15 protein-coding genes are annotated in these 15,003 nt (G+C 34.5%); 2 read left to right on the forward strand and 13 right to left on the reverse strand.

Annotation, left to right across the window (positions count from 1 at the left end; translation table 11 throughout):
- Window positions 1-26: 26 nt before the first annotated feature.
- Window positions 27-1,304 (reverse strand): MFS transporter, encoded by a 1,278-nt coding sequence (locus tag ACFX5D_RS06490; RefSeq protein ID WP_379857418.1) that lies wholly within the window; start codon window positions 1,302-1,304, stop codon window positions 27-29.
- A gap of 5 nt (window positions 1,305-1,309) precedes the next feature.
- Window positions 1,310-1,834: a GNAT family N-acetyltransferase gene (locus ACFX5D_RS06495; RefSeq protein ID WP_379857419.1), complete on the reverse strand. Its 525-nt coding sequence runs from the start codon at window positions 1,832-1,834 to the stop codon at window positions 1,310-1,312.
- 162 nt (window positions 1,835-1,996) lie between these two features.
- On the opposite strand from ACFX5D_RS06495, the gene yaaA reads away from it, so the two are divergent.
- Window positions 1,997-2,755: a peroxide stress protein YaaA gene (gene yaaA / locus ACFX5D_RS06500; RefSeq protein ID WP_379857420.1), complete on the forward strand. Its 759-nt coding sequence runs from the start codon at window positions 1,997-1,999 to the stop codon at window positions 2,753-2,755.
- A gap of 72 nt (window positions 2,756-2,827) precedes the next feature.
- Here the strand turns inward: yaaA and ACFX5D_RS06505 are convergent, their stop codons facing one another.
- The 4 genes from ACFX5D_RS06505 to ACFX5D_RS06520 are packed head-to-tail and all read right to left on the reverse strand — an operon-like array spanning window position 2,828 to window position 7,440.
- Window positions 2,828-4,408, reverse strand: coding sequence for an MDR family MFS transporter (locus ACFX5D_RS06505; RefSeq protein WP_379857421.1), 1,581 nt, complete (start codon window positions 4,406-4,408; stop codon window positions 2,828-2,830).
- A gap of 1 nt (window position 4,409) precedes the next feature.
- Window positions 4,410-5,489 (reverse strand): HlyD family secretion protein, encoded by a 1,080-nt coding sequence (locus tag ACFX5D_RS06510; RefSeq protein WP_379857422.1) that lies wholly within the window; start codon window positions 5,487-5,489, stop codon window positions 4,410-4,412.
- Between the two features lie 9 nt (window positions 5,490-5,498).
- The gene (locus ACFX5D_RS06515) at window positions 5,499-6,824 is read right to left on the reverse strand and encodes a TolC family protein (RefSeq protein WP_379857423.1); all 1,326 of its coding nucleotides are present in this window, start codon (window positions 6,822-6,824) and stop codon (window positions 5,499-5,501) included.
- A complete protein-coding gene (locus ACFX5D_RS06520) occupies window positions 6,814-7,440 on the reverse strand; it encodes a TetR/AcrR family transcriptional regulator (RefSeq protein WP_379857424.1) in 627 nt (208 codons plus the stop codon). The genes ACFX5D_RS06515 and ACFX5D_RS06520 overlap by 11 nt, the downstream gene beginning before the upstream one ends.
- Window positions 7,441-7,698: 258 nt before the next feature.
- Between ACFX5D_RS06520 and ACFX5D_RS06525 the strand changes: the two genes are divergently transcribed.
- On the forward strand, window positions 7,699-8,241 hold the full coding sequence (locus ACFX5D_RS06525; protein WP_379857425.1) for a DUF4494 domain-containing protein: 543 nt from the start codon (window positions 7,699-7,701) through the stop codon (window positions 8,239-8,241).
- Window positions 8,242-8,335: 94 nt separating this feature from the next.
- Here ACFX5D_RS06525 and ACFX5D_RS06530 read toward each other — a convergent pair whose 3' ends face one another.
- The 7 genes from ACFX5D_RS06530 to trpB form a co-directional block, all read right to left on the reverse strand.
- A complete protein-coding gene (locus ACFX5D_RS06530) occupies window positions 8,336-8,782 on the reverse strand; it encodes an endo-arabinase (RefSeq protein WP_379857426.1) in 447 nt (148 codons plus the stop codon).
- Between the two features lie 64 nt (window positions 8,783-8,846).
- Window positions 8,847-9,362 carry a GNAT family N-acetyltransferase gene (locus ACFX5D_RS06535; protein WP_379857427.1) on the reverse strand — a complete coding sequence of 172 codons (516 nt, stop codon included), beginning with the start codon at window positions 9,360-9,362 and terminating at the stop codon, window positions 8,847-8,849.
- A gap of 146 nt (window positions 9,363-9,508) precedes the next feature.
- Window positions 9,509-10,069 carry a DUF6642 family protein gene (locus tag ACFX5D_RS06540; RefSeq protein WP_379857428.1) on the reverse strand — a complete coding sequence of 187 codons (561 nt, stop codon included), beginning with the start codon at window positions 10,067-10,069 and terminating at the stop codon, window positions 9,509-9,511.
- 407 nt (window positions 10,070-10,476) lie between these two features.
- Window positions 10,477-12,192, reverse strand: coding sequence for a serine hydrolase (locus ACFX5D_RS06545; protein ID WP_379857429.1), 1,716 nt, complete (start codon window positions 12,190-12,192; stop codon window positions 10,477-10,479).
- 238 nt (window positions 12,193-12,430) lie between these two features.
- Window positions 12,431-13,192: a tryptophan synthase subunit alpha gene (trpA, locus tag ACFX5D_RS06550; RefSeq protein ID WP_379857430.1), complete on the reverse strand. Its 762-nt coding sequence runs from the start codon at window positions 13,190-13,192 to the stop codon at window positions 12,431-12,433.
- Between the two features lie 61 nt (window positions 13,193-13,253).
- Window positions 13,254-13,574 carry a gamma-glutamylcyclotransferase family protein gene (locus tag ACFX5D_RS06555; protein WP_379857431.1) on the reverse strand — a complete coding sequence of 107 codons (321 nt, stop codon included), beginning with the start codon at window positions 13,572-13,574 and terminating at the stop codon, window positions 13,254-13,256.
- A gap of 237 nt (window positions 13,575-13,811) precedes the next feature.
- The gene (trpB, locus tag ACFX5D_RS06560; RefSeq protein ID WP_379857432.1) at window positions 13,812-14,993 is read right to left on the reverse strand and encodes a tryptophan synthase subunit beta; all 1,182 of its coding nucleotides are present in this window, start codon (window positions 14,991-14,993) and stop codon (window positions 13,812-13,814) included.
- Between the last annotated feature and the right edge of the window lie 10 nt (window positions 14,994-15,003).

The raw sequence follows: 15,003 nt of genomic DNA on the forward strand, positions 1-15,003 counted from the left end.
AAGTGTACTGTTATTATTTAAAAAAATTAAAGGAAAGCCGGAGATTCCTGTTCTGAATAATTCAAATCGGTATGAAAGGTTTCTTTTAATTTCCAAAGTGCCAAAATTGAAATTACGGATAATATTGATCCCACAATCATCGCCGATTGCAGAATATTTCCATCAAAAACAGTATCTCTGAAAAACCCATAAATTAGAATAATCAGCGGCAATGAACCTCGAACAAAATTAGGAACAGTAGTCGTCACTGTTGCGCGAATATTGGTCCCAAATTGTTCTGCAGCAATGGTTACAAATAACACCCAATATCCTACAGAGAATCCCATCATAAAACAAAGCGTATAGAAAGAAGAAGCTGTAATTCCAAAAGCATTTAGGTATACAAAAATCATTACTAAATTAAAAATAAGAAACGAGTACATCACTTTTTTTCGACTTTTCAGCCACTGACTTAGCAACCCACTGGCAATATCACCAAAAACCAATCCACCGTAACACCAGGCGATGGCTTTTCCTGCGGCAATAGTTTCAAAACCCTGAACACCTAATGCTTTGGCAAATTCAGGTGAAAAAGTAATCAATACGCCAACCAAAAACCACAATGGAATTCCGATAAGAATGCATTGAATGTATTTTGTAAAACGTTGTTTATTGGTAAATAAAGACAAAAAATCACCTTTCTTTTCCTCGCTTTCTTGTACTTTTTTGAACATGCCTGATTCGGAAATGCTGATTCTTAGAAAGAGTAATAGGATTCCCAAAACTCCTCCGGCATAGTAGCACAAGCGCCAATCCTGAAAAATTTGATAGACGAAGTAAGCGGCTACCGCTCCCGAAACACCTACAGAAGCTACAATCATAGTTCCGTAGCCTCGTTTTTCTTTAGGTAAACTTTCCGTTACCAAAGTAATTCCTGCGCCTAATTCGCCCGCAAGTCCAATTCCCGCAATCAATCTCCAGAAGGCATATCCATCAACAGTAGTTACCATTCCGTTAGCAATATTTGCAACAGAATAAATTAAGATAGAACCAAATAAAACAGAAATACGTCCTTTTTTATCGCCCAAAATTCCCCAAAGTATACCTCCAGAAAGCATTCCAAACATTTGCATACTAATCAAATATTCGCCTTGATTTCTAATAGCATCTCCCGTGATTCCTAAGTCTTTCAAACTATCGGTACGAACGATTCCAAAAAGTAATAAATCATAAATATCAACAAAATAGCCAAGAGCCGCTACAAATACGGCTGCATTAAGAATTGAAACCGGTTTTTTTATATCTGGAAAATTAGTGTTTTTCATTATGATTATTTATTTACATCCAATTTCATTAATAGGTCAGTTTGTTCTTCATCACCAAGAATAAAAACATGTTTATCAAAGGCCACGAAACTATTTTTGGTATAAAATCTTAACGCTCTGTGATTTTCTTCCCAAACACCAAGCCAGATATAATCAGCAGTAGTTTGTTGTGCAACCGCTATTGCTTTATCGAGCAATAATTGACCTATTTTTTTTCCGAGAAAAGCTTGTGAAACATATATTCTATGAATCTCTAAAGCATCATCATTTAGTATTTCGGTTTGTGCGTTACCAAAATTTATTTTTAAATAACCAATCGGTTCTGAATCAGAATAAGCTATAAAAAATTGAGAGTTTGGATTGCTTAATTCCGAAGTTAATTGTTCCAAATTAAAACTTTCACGATTGTAATTTTCAATGTTTTCAGGTGTATTTACTTCGGCAAAAGTTTCAGAGAAGGTTTGTATGCTTATAATTTGTAATACTTCAAGGTCAGATAAATAAGCTTTTTTAATTTTAATTTTAGACATAATAAATTATAGCGATTTTGGTTTGTTTCAATCAAAAATAGTAAAAATTTACTTGCAATGATTTATATTATCTATCCTATTATTAGACAAATCAATTCATACGTACTTATATCTTATTTTCAATTTGTACTTTTGAATCTGATACTAAAATTGAATCTGAATATGAAAATTGTTATATCGCCTGCTAAATCATTAAATTTTGAAAAAAAGTTACCTACCTCACAGCATACCGAACCTTTATTCCTAAAAGAAGCGAGACAGGTTCATAAAGTTTTAAAGGAAAAAAAGCCCGCAGAATTATCTGATTTGATGAGTATTTCAGATAAACTGGCTGATTTGAATTGGAAACGTAATCAAGAATGGAAAACGCCTTTCACTGCAGAAAATGCCCGTCCGGCAGTTTTTACTTTTGATGGCGATGTGTATACCGGATTGGATGCCTATTCGATTCCAATCGAGAAATTAGAAGCGTTACAAGACAGTTTGAGAATATTGTCAGGTTTGTATGGATTGCTAAAGCCTTTAGATTTGATGCAAGCTTATCGCTTAGAAATGGGAACAAAACTACCTATTGGTGAGCGCAAAAATTTATATGAATTTTGGAAAACTGCTGTTACAAAAGAATTGAACAAAGAACTTAAAAAAGGAGAATTGTTCCTCAATCTCGCCAGTACAGAGTATTTTTCAGTAATTGATGTCAAAACCTTGAAAGTTCCTGTGATTACCCCGGAATTCAAAGATTATAAAAATGGGAAACTTAAAATAATCAGTTTTTTTGCCAAGAAGGCGAGGGGAATGATGGTGCGTTATATTATTGATACGGATGCTAACACCGTAGATGATTTAAAAGGTTTTAATTATGAAGGCTATCAGTTTGACGCTAATTTATCAAAAGGAAATCATTTAGTTTTTACGCGATAAAAGCCGCTTCATTAAACAAAAAAAATGCCGAATTCATCAGGAAATCGGCATTTTTTTTAAAAATTATATAAATTAATGCATTGCATCCGCAGGATTGATCTTGTTTTTTCCTTTTTTTATTAAAAATATAATAGGAATACAACATAAAAACATAATTCCCAGATAAAGAAAAATATCCATATATGATAAAACGGTACTTTGCTTCATTATAGAATAATCAATGGCTTGATACGCTTTTTTTAGTGCAACATTACTACTGAATCCTTTAGACATAAAGCCTTTTTGTAGCATCGCGATGCGTTGCTGCACTTCAAATTTGCTGGCATCTAAATGAGAAACTAAGTCTACACGATGTTTCTGACTGAATCTTGTAATAAAAGTGGTGATAATAGCAATACCAAAAGAACCACCTAATTGTCTCATCATTCCTGTAAACGCCGCGCCTTCACCAATATGTTTCCCTTTCAGCGTAGAAAGTGATAAGGTCGTTATAGGCACGAAAAGTAATCCTAATCCAATTCCTCGCAAAATCAAAGGCCAAAATAGATGTTCAGTACCCGTATTCGGGGTCATTCTGTTGTGCATCATAAAAGTAAAGAAAAAGAAAACCAAAAAACCAACACCCACCATATATCCTTGAGGAACTCCGCGTTGAATTAATTTACCAATAATTGGCATCATAAAAGCGGTAGTAATTGAACCTGGAATAAGTAATAATCCGGCATCAGTTGCTGTCCACCCTAAAATAGATTGTGTATAAATTGGAATTATTAATGTCGAACCATAAAGCCCAAATCCCAGAATAAAGCACATTACAATACCAATTCTAAGATTCCCATCTTTTAAGACACTTAAGTTTACAATGGGATGCTTATAGGTTAATTCGCGCCATACAAATAATATTAATCCAAATAAAGAGACGGTACTTAAAATTACAATTGTTGAGTTGTTAAACCAATCATCTTGTTGCCCATGCTCTAAAACAAATTGTAAAGAACCTATAAAAGCAGCCAATAGAAAAATACCCCACCAATCGACCTGGTTGACTTTTAATTTTTCACCATATTGCGGACTTCTTACAAAAGAAAATGCTAAAATAGCGGCAATAATACCAAGAGGAATATTGATATAGAAAATATAAGGCCAAGAAAAATGATCTACTAAATAACCTCCCAACGGCGGACCTAAAGTAGGGCCCACAATCACACCCATTCCGTAAATTGCCTGAGCCATGCCCCGTTTTGCAATAGGATAACTCTCGGTGATAATCGTTTGTGCGGTAACCAATAAAGCACCACCACCAAGACCTTGTATAAATCGGAACACAATGAGTTCCCATATGTTATTGGAGTTCCCACACATAAAGGAGGCAACCGTAAAAATGATAATGGAAACCACGAAGTAATTCCTTCGGCCAAATTGTTGCGAAAGCCAACTCGTCATGGGAATGACAATTACATTTGCAATAGCATAAGCCGTAATTACCCACGCCACATCATTCAAGGTCGCACCCAGGCTTCCTCTCATGTTAGTTAAAGCTACATTCACAATCGTTGTATCAACGATTTCCAGCAATGCACAAAGTACAGCTGTTATCGTAATAATAACCCTTCTATAGCCATATTCTACTAAATCGTCTTCTACTACTGCCATTTTATTTTAAATGTACGTCAACATCAACATTCATCCCCGGACGCAGTAATTTAATTTTCTCGACATCGTTAGATTTGTTCAAGCTTATTTTTACAGGTAATCTTTGAATCGTTTTTACAAAATTCCCTGTTGCATTATCTGGGGGTAAAATAGAGAAACGGGACCCTGTTGCCGGCGAAAATGACGTGATCGACCCTTCAAAATTATAGTCAGGATATGCGTCTACATTTACAGTTACTTTTTGTCCAATGACCATTTTATTCAATTGCGTTTCCTTAAAATTAGCAATTACCCAAGCATTAGAATTATTAATAATATAAAAAAGAGATTGTCCCGGTTGTACCAATTGTCCTGGCTGAATATCAATTTTTGAAACCTGACCGTCAATAGCCGCTGTAACTGCTGTATAGGTCAAATTTAATTCGGCAGCATCAAGAATCGCTTTTGCTCTTTTGATATTGGCGGCAGCAACATCAGTCTGTTTATTCGAAACTTTTGATTTAGCCACAATTACAGATTTTTGAAAAGCACTGGCTCTTTCTTGCTGTTGCAAAATGCGGACTTGATTTTCGGCCTCTAATTTCGACGCCAAGGCTTGCTCGTATTGTTGTTTTGTAATAGAGTGATTTTTATACAAATTATTGTATCGAATGTAATCACTGTCGATTCGGTCCAATCTAATTTTTGCAGATTGAATATTTCCTCCGGCAGATAATACATTAGCATCAGATACAGAAATGTTGGCCAAAGCACTACCAATATCTGCTTTAGAAACTTCAAAATTACCTTCAGCAGCAAGAAAGGAAGCATTTGCCTCGTCTATTTTCAACTGATAATCTCTCTTGTCTATGGTAAATAAGGTATCACCTTTCTTCACAAAATCATTATCTTTGATATATACTTTATCCACATACCCGGAAACTTTAGGGATAATAGGATTCATGTTTTTTTCGATTTGTGCATCATCTGTTTCTTCATGAGCCAAAGAGTGCATGTATTTATAAATTCCATAAGTTCCGCCTAATACTACCAAAACCGCTAGGATAATAATAAATTTTGTATTTGTCTTTTTCTTTTCCATGTGTTTTGATTATATTTTTGCTAGATTGAATGATTGAGATAACTGACCGGTAACGGAAAGCAGTTCGTAATATTTTTGAATAATATTTGCTTTTGCTAACGCTTTATTTATTTTTGAACCTAATTGTTCTACATCGGCTTCGAGTAAATCATTGGTATCTGAAAGACCGTTATCATACTTGTCTTTTATAATTCTGTAGTTTTCTGATGATTGTTCAACCGCTTGGATATAAACATCATTTTGTTTTAATGCCAGATCATAATCTTCTATTGCATTTTGAACTTCTAGTTTGATATAATCAGTCAGCATCGCTTCAGAATTTTGTACTTCAAGCGCTTTACTTTCAGCTATTTTTACGGTAGTTCCATTTTTTACGATAGCACTTAAATCATAAGAAACTCCCACACCAATATTCATTGCATTTTGAACAGTTATTACATTTTTTAGATCTAATGCGGTATAACCCCCTATAATTGCTATAGAAGGATAATACGCACTTTTTGCGATTTTAATATTTGCCTGACTTGCTTTTCCTTGAAAACGGATTGCTTCTAAATCTTTACGATTTTGCAGCGCCGGTTCGTCATTAGTTGGAATATTATCCATCTGAAAGTTGGCAAAATCACTTTCGTTAATCACGAGTTTTGTACCAGCGGGCAATTTCAGTAAGGTAACCAGATAAAAATTTACTATATTTAAATTTTTAGCAGCTTCATCTATGGACAACTGAATTTTAGAAACTTGTAACTGTGATTTTAATAAATCGTTTCTAGGGATAATTCCGTTTTTTTCTAAATTACTAAAATCAGTTGCTCGCTGTTGCGCTCTTTTCTGATTTTCTTTTAAAAGTTCCAATGTTTTTTGTGCTTTGTACAAATTAGCATAATGGTTAACCACTTTCATCGCCACTTCTTCCTTTGTTTGAGAAGCTGTAGCTGTTTCTGCCTGATATAAGTTTTCGTAAGCCTTGATGCTGTTTTGGATTTTAAATCCTGCAAAAACGGGTACGCTGGCGTTAACTTGTCCAATCATCAATTGATCCACAACGGGAAGTGGTTGTGAAGTAGCACTTTTATTGATTTTTAGATCAATAGACGCTTTTGCCAATCTTTGATATTGTCCCGAAACTTTCAAATCAGGATATTGATTGTTTTTTGTAGATTGTAATTCGTATTTTTTAGTCGCCACTTTAGTGTTGGCCAAGCTAACCTCATTACTGTTTTTCCAAGCCAAATGGATGGCTTCATCGAGTGTTAAACTCGTTTTTTCTTGTGCTTCTACAGCAGAAGTTCCTATAAAGAAAATCCCGAAGAGCATTAATTGACTAACTTTCATATATCAGAAGGGCTTTTATAGTTTGTTGAATGTGTAATGTCAAATTGGTTTTTATATAATTATTGTACAAATCTTCTGTGTTCAAATTTAGTAAATTTTGAAAGAAAGTTTTATTCATATGGAAATGAAAGAAAGTACCTAAAATTGTTGGCGTTATTAAAGGAATGATCACGTCTTTTCTAAAAATGCCTTTGGTTTGACCTTCTATAATAATGGATTCTAAGGATTTAAGGTTTCCTTTTTTTAATTCCGAGAAAGCCTGAAGATTTGAATCTCCTTTTTTAGAGGTAAATTCGAAGTGTAAAATTCTGTAAATACCTTTATTGCAATTGATGCGATTGATGTAAAGCTCAATCAATTTATTTATTTTCTCGGTAGGTTCGAGGTCTTCGATTATTAAATTATCCAACTGTATTTTTAAGTCGGAAGTTCTATAAAGTATAAGTGATTCCAGCAGTTTTTCTTTAGAACCAAAATAATAAGAAACCATCGCAATGTTTATCTTGGCTTCTTTAGCAATATTTCGTATCGAAGTGCCTTCAAATCCTTTTTCTGCAAATAGCGTTTCGGCTACTTCCAGAATTATAATTTGTTTATCGTTAAAATTGCTTTTCAATTCTTCTGTTTTTAATTCGATGCAAAATTAAACAACTGTTTAATTTAAACGCTTGTTTAATTTTTTATTTAACTTAAATTTAACAGGTTTTTCGAGTCATTATAAATGTTGAAACAGAAGATTGACATATCTTTTATTGCGTCGTAAAAGCAGAGCGAAGAAATATTTACCGCCCGCCGAAATTGTGGATATCTATTTTATTAATTGTTTTATTTTTTTTCTTTAAAATCTATCTTTGACGTTCTTAAAAAAAAATATATGAGCACAATTTGGTACGAATGCAAAGTAAAATATAGAAAAACAGACGAAACTGGAGGACAAAAGATTACGACAGAACCGTACTTGGTAGACGCGTTATCCTACACGGAAGCAGAAAGCAGAATTAATGAAGAGATGTCGGCCTACATCAGTGAAGAATTTAAAATCACGAATATCAAAGTGGCTAATTATGCAGAGATACATCCTTTTGAAAATGCGGATCGTTGGTTTAGATCCAAAGTATCCTTATTGGCGTATGACGAAGAAAGTGGCAAAGAACGCAAAACCAATATGTATTTATTAGTGCAAGCCAATGATGTAAAAGAAGCGTATGATAACACCGTCGGTGTGATGAAAGGCACGATGGGTGATTATACCATACCCGCCGTATCAGAATCTCCTATTATGGATGTTTTTCCATATTTCAGTGGGGAAGAAGGGGAAACAGAACAATTAGAAAGGTTCAATGCGCTTAAAGCTTCAAAACCGGAATCTGCAGAAATAGTAGATCATATGGAATTTGAAACGGAGATGGCGGAGTAGGTGTTTAGCAGTAAAAAAGAAACGCTCCTTAATTCTATTATTTTAGAATTAAGGGGCGTTTTTAATTAGTATTGCAAATGCACAAAAGGATTGTTTATTCCGATTTATAAATATGAATCGACTGTCCCACTACTTTCCATTTGTTTTTAATTTTCTCTAAAAGCCGAATTTCATATGAGAATGTTTTTTTGCCGTCTTTAGCTGTAGATTCTTCATCATGACTTACCCAGGCCGTTTTAGCATTAATGCTCATTTTATAGTTGCTGTTGACTGCAAAACCACCATTTCCCATTGCTTCCGGTTTGGTGTTGATCATTGCAGATGGGGGAACATCAAATGTTTCGCCTTTAGGTGTAGAAATTAATATTCGGCTGTACGGCTGGATATACCAACAGTCACTATGACCTTTACTGTCCCTGGCTCTCCACGTAGCCGATTCTTTTTCTAACAGTTTTTTAATCAATTCAGATTCCTCTTTCTTTTGACTGTATCCTGTAAGACTGATGGCAATAAGTAAGTAAAAGATTAGTGTCCATTTCATATTAATAGCGTTTGATAAAATTAAAAGTAGTGTTTTTTCTATAGTTAACCAAATTGTAGAAATTTCAGAAAGATTTTGTTAGTACTTTCTCGTACGCTTTTCTAGAACTTCCTCTAAAATATACCTCGCCGCAATACGTATAGCCCAAATTTTCAAAAATTTTCATCATGGCTATGTTGTCAAAATTGGTGTCTGCTTTTATGCTGTAAATGTTGTTGCTTAGCGCAAAATATTCTATGTGTTTGAGAATCATTTTTGCCAAGCCTTTACCCAAATACTGCTCCGAAATAGCAACGCGGTGCAGTACTACAAAATCATCATTCGTTAGCCAGTTGCCTTCAATTTTCTCATAAGCAGGTTCGTCATTGATTAGTACCGCACTGTAACCGATGATTGTATCTCCTGCAACCAAAACAAATCCTTCTCCTTTTTCAATATCTTTTTGAACAACGTCTGGATTTGGATAACCGTCCTGCCATTGAGTACTACCGTCTTCTTTTCTTCGTCGAATAGCCTGTTGTAAAATTTCCCATATTGGAGCTATTTCAGATAGTTCCGCTTTTCTAAACTGATAATTCATTGTTGTAATTTGAGTGTTCGGTATATGAGTATGTTTTAAAAGTACAAAACAAACTTTGAATTTTACCCAATCCGTATTGTAGAATGTATTTATTTTTTAGAAGATTAATTTGCGAAGCGGGGATCTTTAGCGCTGAATTTAATTTTTTAATAGTACATTCTGAAATCGAGTAGTTTACAAAGCGCATAGTGTTTTTTATATAATTCTTCTACAATTTCGACGAGATCATCTTGTTCTTGACATAAGCTAAAAAAAGCTTTGTCGATGGGACCGCTAGTTAAGTTATGAAATGCCGATCCATAACCAGAAATAGCACGTGCTCCTGTAATATCTAAAAAGTATTGTGCTTCTTCCTCGCTTAAGTCTAATACCTTTGAATTGGCAAAATGGAAAATTTTACCTTTCATTTTGCCTTCAAAGATTTCGGCTATTTCCTCTAAACTGTAGTAATACTCATTGAGGCAAATAGTGTTTCCTTCGCCTTGCATGACTAAGTAGATTATTTCATAATCCTTAAAATTATGGTCCTCATGGAGCAAGGTATTTAAACTTTCTTCTAATCCTTCAATAGTATCACACGTTTTATAAATGCTTGTAATACCTTGTTCAAAGGCTAATTGTTCTAAGTTTTTGACCACTTCAGTAGTGGTGTTCGTTTCTACATCGGTAACGGCTTCGAGACAGAAAATAAATTGATCATAATCCATGAAATTTATGTTTTATAGATGTAGTACAAATAAATGATTTTTTTATTGAAAAATAAATTCGGAAGTGGCAACACTTCGGGGAGTTGGGACGTTTTCGGAGCTTGGTAAAGTCTGATCCCAAATTACATAGTCTTCTTTCATCTTGATGTATTTTTAATATAAAAATAACGATTTTAATGACTTGTTTGTGTTTTTAAATTTAAGATTGATGAAAGTCAGAGACTTTAGAGTGTTTTATTTTTCTATCAAATTCATAAAATTGCGCAAAGTCAGAGACGTTTGCGCAGCATTAACGATAACGTAAAGTACTCTTCCAAGGGATGGTACAAAAACATCTTTAAATTCAGCCTTAAACCCGACTATTGCAATGTGTGTGTTGTGGGTTCGTTTTTTATAAACTCTTAATTTTAGTTCAACTTTTTAGCATTCATGTCTTTTCCCATATTCAATGTCAAACTATCAATATGCCCATTTTTATCTCTATTAAAAGTAAACTGAGCTGTAATTAGCTTACTGTAAAATCTATTTTGCGCCATTGGATATACAGTTGTAATTTTTTCGCCCGTTCCTTGTATATACAACTGCCCTTTGTCTTCGGTTACCGTAAAAGAATAATTTTCATTTAACTGATATTTTCCTAAATAGGTTTTAAGAACTTCTGGTGTAATTCTTACTTCAGTAATTATGTCAGTTGTCTCAATACCTAATTTTTTTAAAACCTTTATTGCGTTTGCATTATCTGGATTCAAAGCCACTGATTTTTTATAATTTTCGATAGCATTGACCGTATCTTTTTGCAATAGATAAACTTCGCCTAGACTGTCATAAACATTTGAAGAGTTTGGATTTAGTGCCACATTAAATTTGAAAATGGAGAAAGCTTCTGCTAATTTTTTGTCGTTAAGATATTTGTACCCCAATTCATTAATAGCGGCATCGTCCATCATAAACAGATTTGAATCAGATTGTATAGATTTAGTCGTTTTGGTAATAGCTTCATCCATAGAGTTTACTTCTAACGCTTTTTGAAATTCTGAAATAACAGTAATCTTAGGTATCTCATAAGGCTTAGAAGCTAATATGTTCTCAATTGCAACATTCATTACATCTTTTGGAATAGCATTTCCAGCATTCGTAAGCCATATATAAGTGTTTTTTTTGTCTAAATCCCTCATGATAAATGTACGGTAACCAAAATCACTTCCTGAATGGTTAACTGATTTTTTTTCTGGAGTAAGAAACCATCCAAATCCGTAATTAGACAATGAACCATTATTTAAAATTACAGGAGTAAATGCTTCCTCAATTGTTTTCTTTGAAACTAACTTTTCAGTATATAAAGCTTGATCCCACAAAAACAAATCATCAACGGTTGAAAATATACTAGTAGAACCAGTATGTGAAACTGTATAATCATCAAGCTCACCAATCACAGAATAACCCAGAGCCCTATTTTTTAAATCGATTTTTGGAGCATCAGCAACCAAACTATTTTTCATTTTTAATGGTTTAAAAATATTTTCTTTCAAAAATTCCGCTAAGGTCATATTCGAAACTTTTTCTATAATTATACCCAACATCACGTACCCAGCATTATTGTAGACATATCGCTCACCGATATTAGCGTCTAGCGCTTCTCTTTCCTCAATTATTTTTAAAATTTCAGCATTCGTCAAGTTATCTTTAGTAGCGAATGGCTGATATAAAGGTATTCCTGAAGTATTATTGAGTAAATTTCGTACCGTAATATCCTTCCCATAAGCAGGGAATTCAGGGAAATACTTCGTGATTTTATCATCGTAAGAAAGCTTATTTCTTTCTTTTAATATCATAATTCCCATAGCAGTAAATTGCTTTGAAACAGATGCCAAATCAAAACAAAATTCTGGTTTTAATAACTGTTTTGTTTCTTTATTTGCATAACCAAAACCTTTGCGATAAATAACTTTTCCGTTTTCAGCAACTAAAACACTTCCATTAAATACACCATTTGCGTGAGCTTGATTCATTAATTTATCTAGTTCAGCAGTTTTATTTTGCGCTACAGCATTTGTTAAAGTAGTCAATAGAATAATAATACTTAAAAAAAAGTTTTTAAAATAGAAGGATTTGATTTTTTTCATAATGATTTTGATGTAGATTATACTTTTTTATCGGTTTAGCTAAAATTTCTCACAACTAGTATATAGGAGATGTAAAGTGGCTCCAATCCAGCCAAATTACGTTGGCTTTGTGCATAAAAAGGGTTTTACTATTTTGTAAATATATAAATAAATTATTACAAAATTTTTGTAATTTACAAAAAAAAACGGCGTTTAAAGTTCATTTAAATACCGTTTAATTTAATACAAAAGATGTCGTTTATCGAATCGCTTTTACAAACTCTTCAATTTTTCCTGTTCCGTTTTCGGTTAAATGCTGAATGAAGGCACTTCCTATAATCGCTCCTTTGGCAAATTGTGTTGCTTGGTTAAATGTTTCCTTATTGTTGATTCCAAAACCAATTACTTGTGGGTTTTTTAAATTCATGTCAGCAATGCGTTTGAAATAGGCTTCTTGAATGCTTCCAAAACCAGTTTGTGAACCCGTAACACTTGCCGAACTTACCATATAAATAAATCCATCGGAGACGCTGTCAATAAAATGGATACGCTCGTCAGAAGTTTGTGGCGTAATCAAGAATATATTTTTCAATCCGTATTTTTCAAAAGTAGCTTTGTATTCATCAGCATAGACATCAACGGGAAGATCAGGAATGATTAATCCGTCGATACCAATCTCCGCACATTTCTGGCAGAAATTCTCCACTCCGTATTGTAACATTGGGTTGAAATACCCCATAATCACCAAAGGAATAGAAACCGTTTTACGAATATTCTTTAATTGGTCAAACAAAACTTGTGTCGTCATTCCGTTGTGCAATGCTTGTGTGGAACTGGCTTGAATCGTTGGCCCGTCGGCCAGTGGATCGCTGAATGGCAATCCAATTTCAATCATATCGATACCGCTTTTTTCTAAATCCTGAATGATTTGTACGGTATCATTTAAGCTAGGATATCCCGCAGAGAAATAAATGGAAAGTATCTTTTTAGTCTCTTGTAATTTTTGATTTATTCTGTTCATTTTTATATTTTTTATTCTGTTTACAAGGTCTTTTTTGACCTCATAGTTTTAATTTACTAGTTTAAATTGCCGCACTATAGGCCCAAGCTTTTTGGTCGGATTGCAAATGCACTTCCACACGTTTGTAATGCAATCCTTCGTAAAGATCCGTTTGGCGAAGTTCTTGCAGCGAAATGGAATATACCATTCCGTTGATGGTGTCTTCCGGTTTATTAGTTTCAGTAATAATGGGATAGTGTACCAATCCAAATTCTTCTTCGATTTGAATTTCTTTCACTACATAACCAACTAACGTTTCAGGAGTTCCGTCAAGAATACGCCCAAAAAGATCTTTTTGTATGTCCTCATTTTGTAAGCTGCCGTAAGCAAATAATTTTTCCATAGTTTCTATTTTGAAAAATGTGAATTGAACGTTATTTTTATTGCTGGGTTAGCGATAAGGATTACTTCACTAAACTCTTATTTTTTATAGGACTTCAGTGAACTTCGTTTGAAGTGGAAATCCTTTTTTATCTCTTTTTTTAACGAGATAAAAAAGATTGCAACGGAAAGCCTGACCGCACTGAAACGCTAGTGAAAGCGAGGTAACGCACCGAAATAAATACGGGATAAACCCAACTTATAATTTAAAATAATCGATGTAGGTATTCAAATCTTTGTCTCCACGACCGGAAAGATTGATGACTACGATATCTTGTGGTTTGAATTTCATTTCGTCGAGGACGGCAAAGGCATGCGCACTTTCAATTGCAGGAATCAGACCTTCCATTTTAGATAATTTTAAACCCCAATCCATAGCTTGCTGATCTGTAATGGAAATGAATTGAGCTCTTTTTGAAGCGAATAGATGCGCGTGCATAGGGCCAACTCCTGGGTAATCCAAACCTGCAGAAATGGAATATGGCTCGGTAATCTGGCCGTCAACAGATTGCATTAGCAAGGTTTTGCTGCCATGAATAACACCAATCTTACCTAAGACGGAGGTAGCGGCACTTTCGCCCGAATCTACTCCTAATCCTGCGGCTTCAACAGCGATAATATTCACGGATGGTTCATCAAGAAAATGATAGTAAGCTCCGGCAGCGTTGCTTCCGCCACCTACACAAGCGATTACGTAGTCTGGATTTTCACGTCCTTCTTTTTCCAGTAATTGTTCCTTGATTTCCTTAGAAATAACACTTTGGAAACGCGCTACCATATCTGGATAGGGATGCGGTCCCACGACAGATCCTATGATATAATAGGTATCAACGGGATTGTTGATCCAGTCGCGAATAGCTTCGTTAGTGGCGTCTTTTAAGGTTTTTGAACCCGAAAGAGCCGGACGAACTTCAGCACCTAACATTTTCATACGAGCTACATTTGGCGCTTGACGCTTGATGTCGATTTCGCCCATATATACGATGCATTCCAACCCCATTAGCGCACAAACGGTCGCTGTAGCGACACCATGTTGACCCGCGCCAGTTTCGGCTATGATTCTAGTTTTGCCTAGACGTTTCGCCAAAAGGATTTGTCCTATGGTATTGTTGACTTTATGGGCGCCAGTGTGACACAAATCTTCCCTTTTTAGATAAACTTTAGTGTTGTACTGTTCAGATAGGCGTTTTGCAAAATAAAGAGGCGTAGGGCGACCTACGTAATCTTTTAGTAAGGCATCAAATTCAGCTTGAAATTCAGGTTCAGCCGTGATTTTTAAATAATTTTGACGTAATTCTTCTACATTTGGATATAACATTTCAGGAATGTAGGCGCCTCCAAATTCTCCGTAATAGCCTTTTTCGTTAACGTTGTATGACATATTTTATTTT

Origin of the sequence: Flavobacterium fructosi, assembly GCF_042787335.1 — a bacterium.
Classification (GTDB): Bacteria; Bacteroidota; Bacteroidia; order Flavobacteriales; family Flavobacteriaceae; genus Flavobacterium; species Flavobacterium fructosi.

Excerpts from the sequence above, each read along its gene's own strand:
- ACFX5D_RS06490 (WP_379857418.1), bottom strand. The coding sequence starts at position 1,304 with ATGAAAAACACTAATTTTCCAGATATAAAAAAACCGGTTTCAATTCTT.
- ACFX5D_RS06495 (WP_379857419.1), bottom strand. The coding sequence starts at position 1,834 with ATGTCTAAAATTAAAATTAAAAAAGCTTATTTATCTGACCTTGAAGTA.
- yaaA (WP_379857420.1), top strand. The coding sequence starts at position 1,997 with ATGAAAATTGTTATATCGCCTGCTAAATCATTAAATTTTGAAAAAAAG.
- ACFX5D_RS06505 (WP_379857421.1), bottom strand. The coding sequence starts at position 4,408 with ATGGCAGTAGTAGAAGACGATTTAGTAGAATATGGCTATAGAAGGGTT.
- ACFX5D_RS06510 (WP_379857422.1), bottom strand. The coding sequence starts at position 5,489 with ATGGAAAAGAAAAAGACAAATACAAAATTTATTATTATCCTAGCGGTT.
- ACFX5D_RS06515 (WP_379857423.1), bottom strand. The coding sequence starts at position 6,824 with ATGAAAGTTAGTCAATTAATGCTCTTCGGGATTTTCTTTATAGGAACT.
- ACFX5D_RS06525 (WP_379857425.1), top strand. The coding sequence starts at position 7,699 with ATGAGCACAATTTGGTACGAATGCAAAGTAAAATATAGAAAAACAGAC.
- ACFX5D_RS06530 (WP_379857426.1), bottom strand. The coding sequence starts at position 8,782 with ATGAAATGGACACTAATCTTTTACTTACTTATTGCCATCAGTCTTACA.
- ACFX5D_RS06535 (WP_379857427.1), bottom strand. The coding sequence starts at position 9,362 with ATGAATTATCAGTTTAGAAAAGCGGAACTATCTGAAATAGCTCCAATA.
- ACFX5D_RS06540 (WP_379857428.1), bottom strand. The coding sequence starts at position 10,069 with ATGGATTATGATCAATTTATTTTCTGTCTCGAAGCCGTTACCGATGTA.
- ACFX5D_RS06545 (WP_379857429.1), bottom strand. The coding sequence starts at position 12,192 with ATGAAAAAAATCAAATCCTTCTATTTTAAAAACTTTTTTTTAAGTATT.
- trpA (WP_379857430.1), bottom strand. The coding sequence starts at position 13,192 with ATGAACAGAATAAATCAAAAATTACAAGAGACTAAAAAGATACTTTCC.
- ACFX5D_RS06555 (WP_379857431.1), bottom strand. The coding sequence starts at position 13,574 with ATGGAAAAATTATTTGCTTACGGCAGCTTACAAAATGAGGACATACAA.
- trpB (WP_379857432.1), bottom strand. The coding sequence starts at position 14,993 with ATGTCATACAACGTTAACGAAAAAGGCTATTACGGAGAATTTGGAGGC.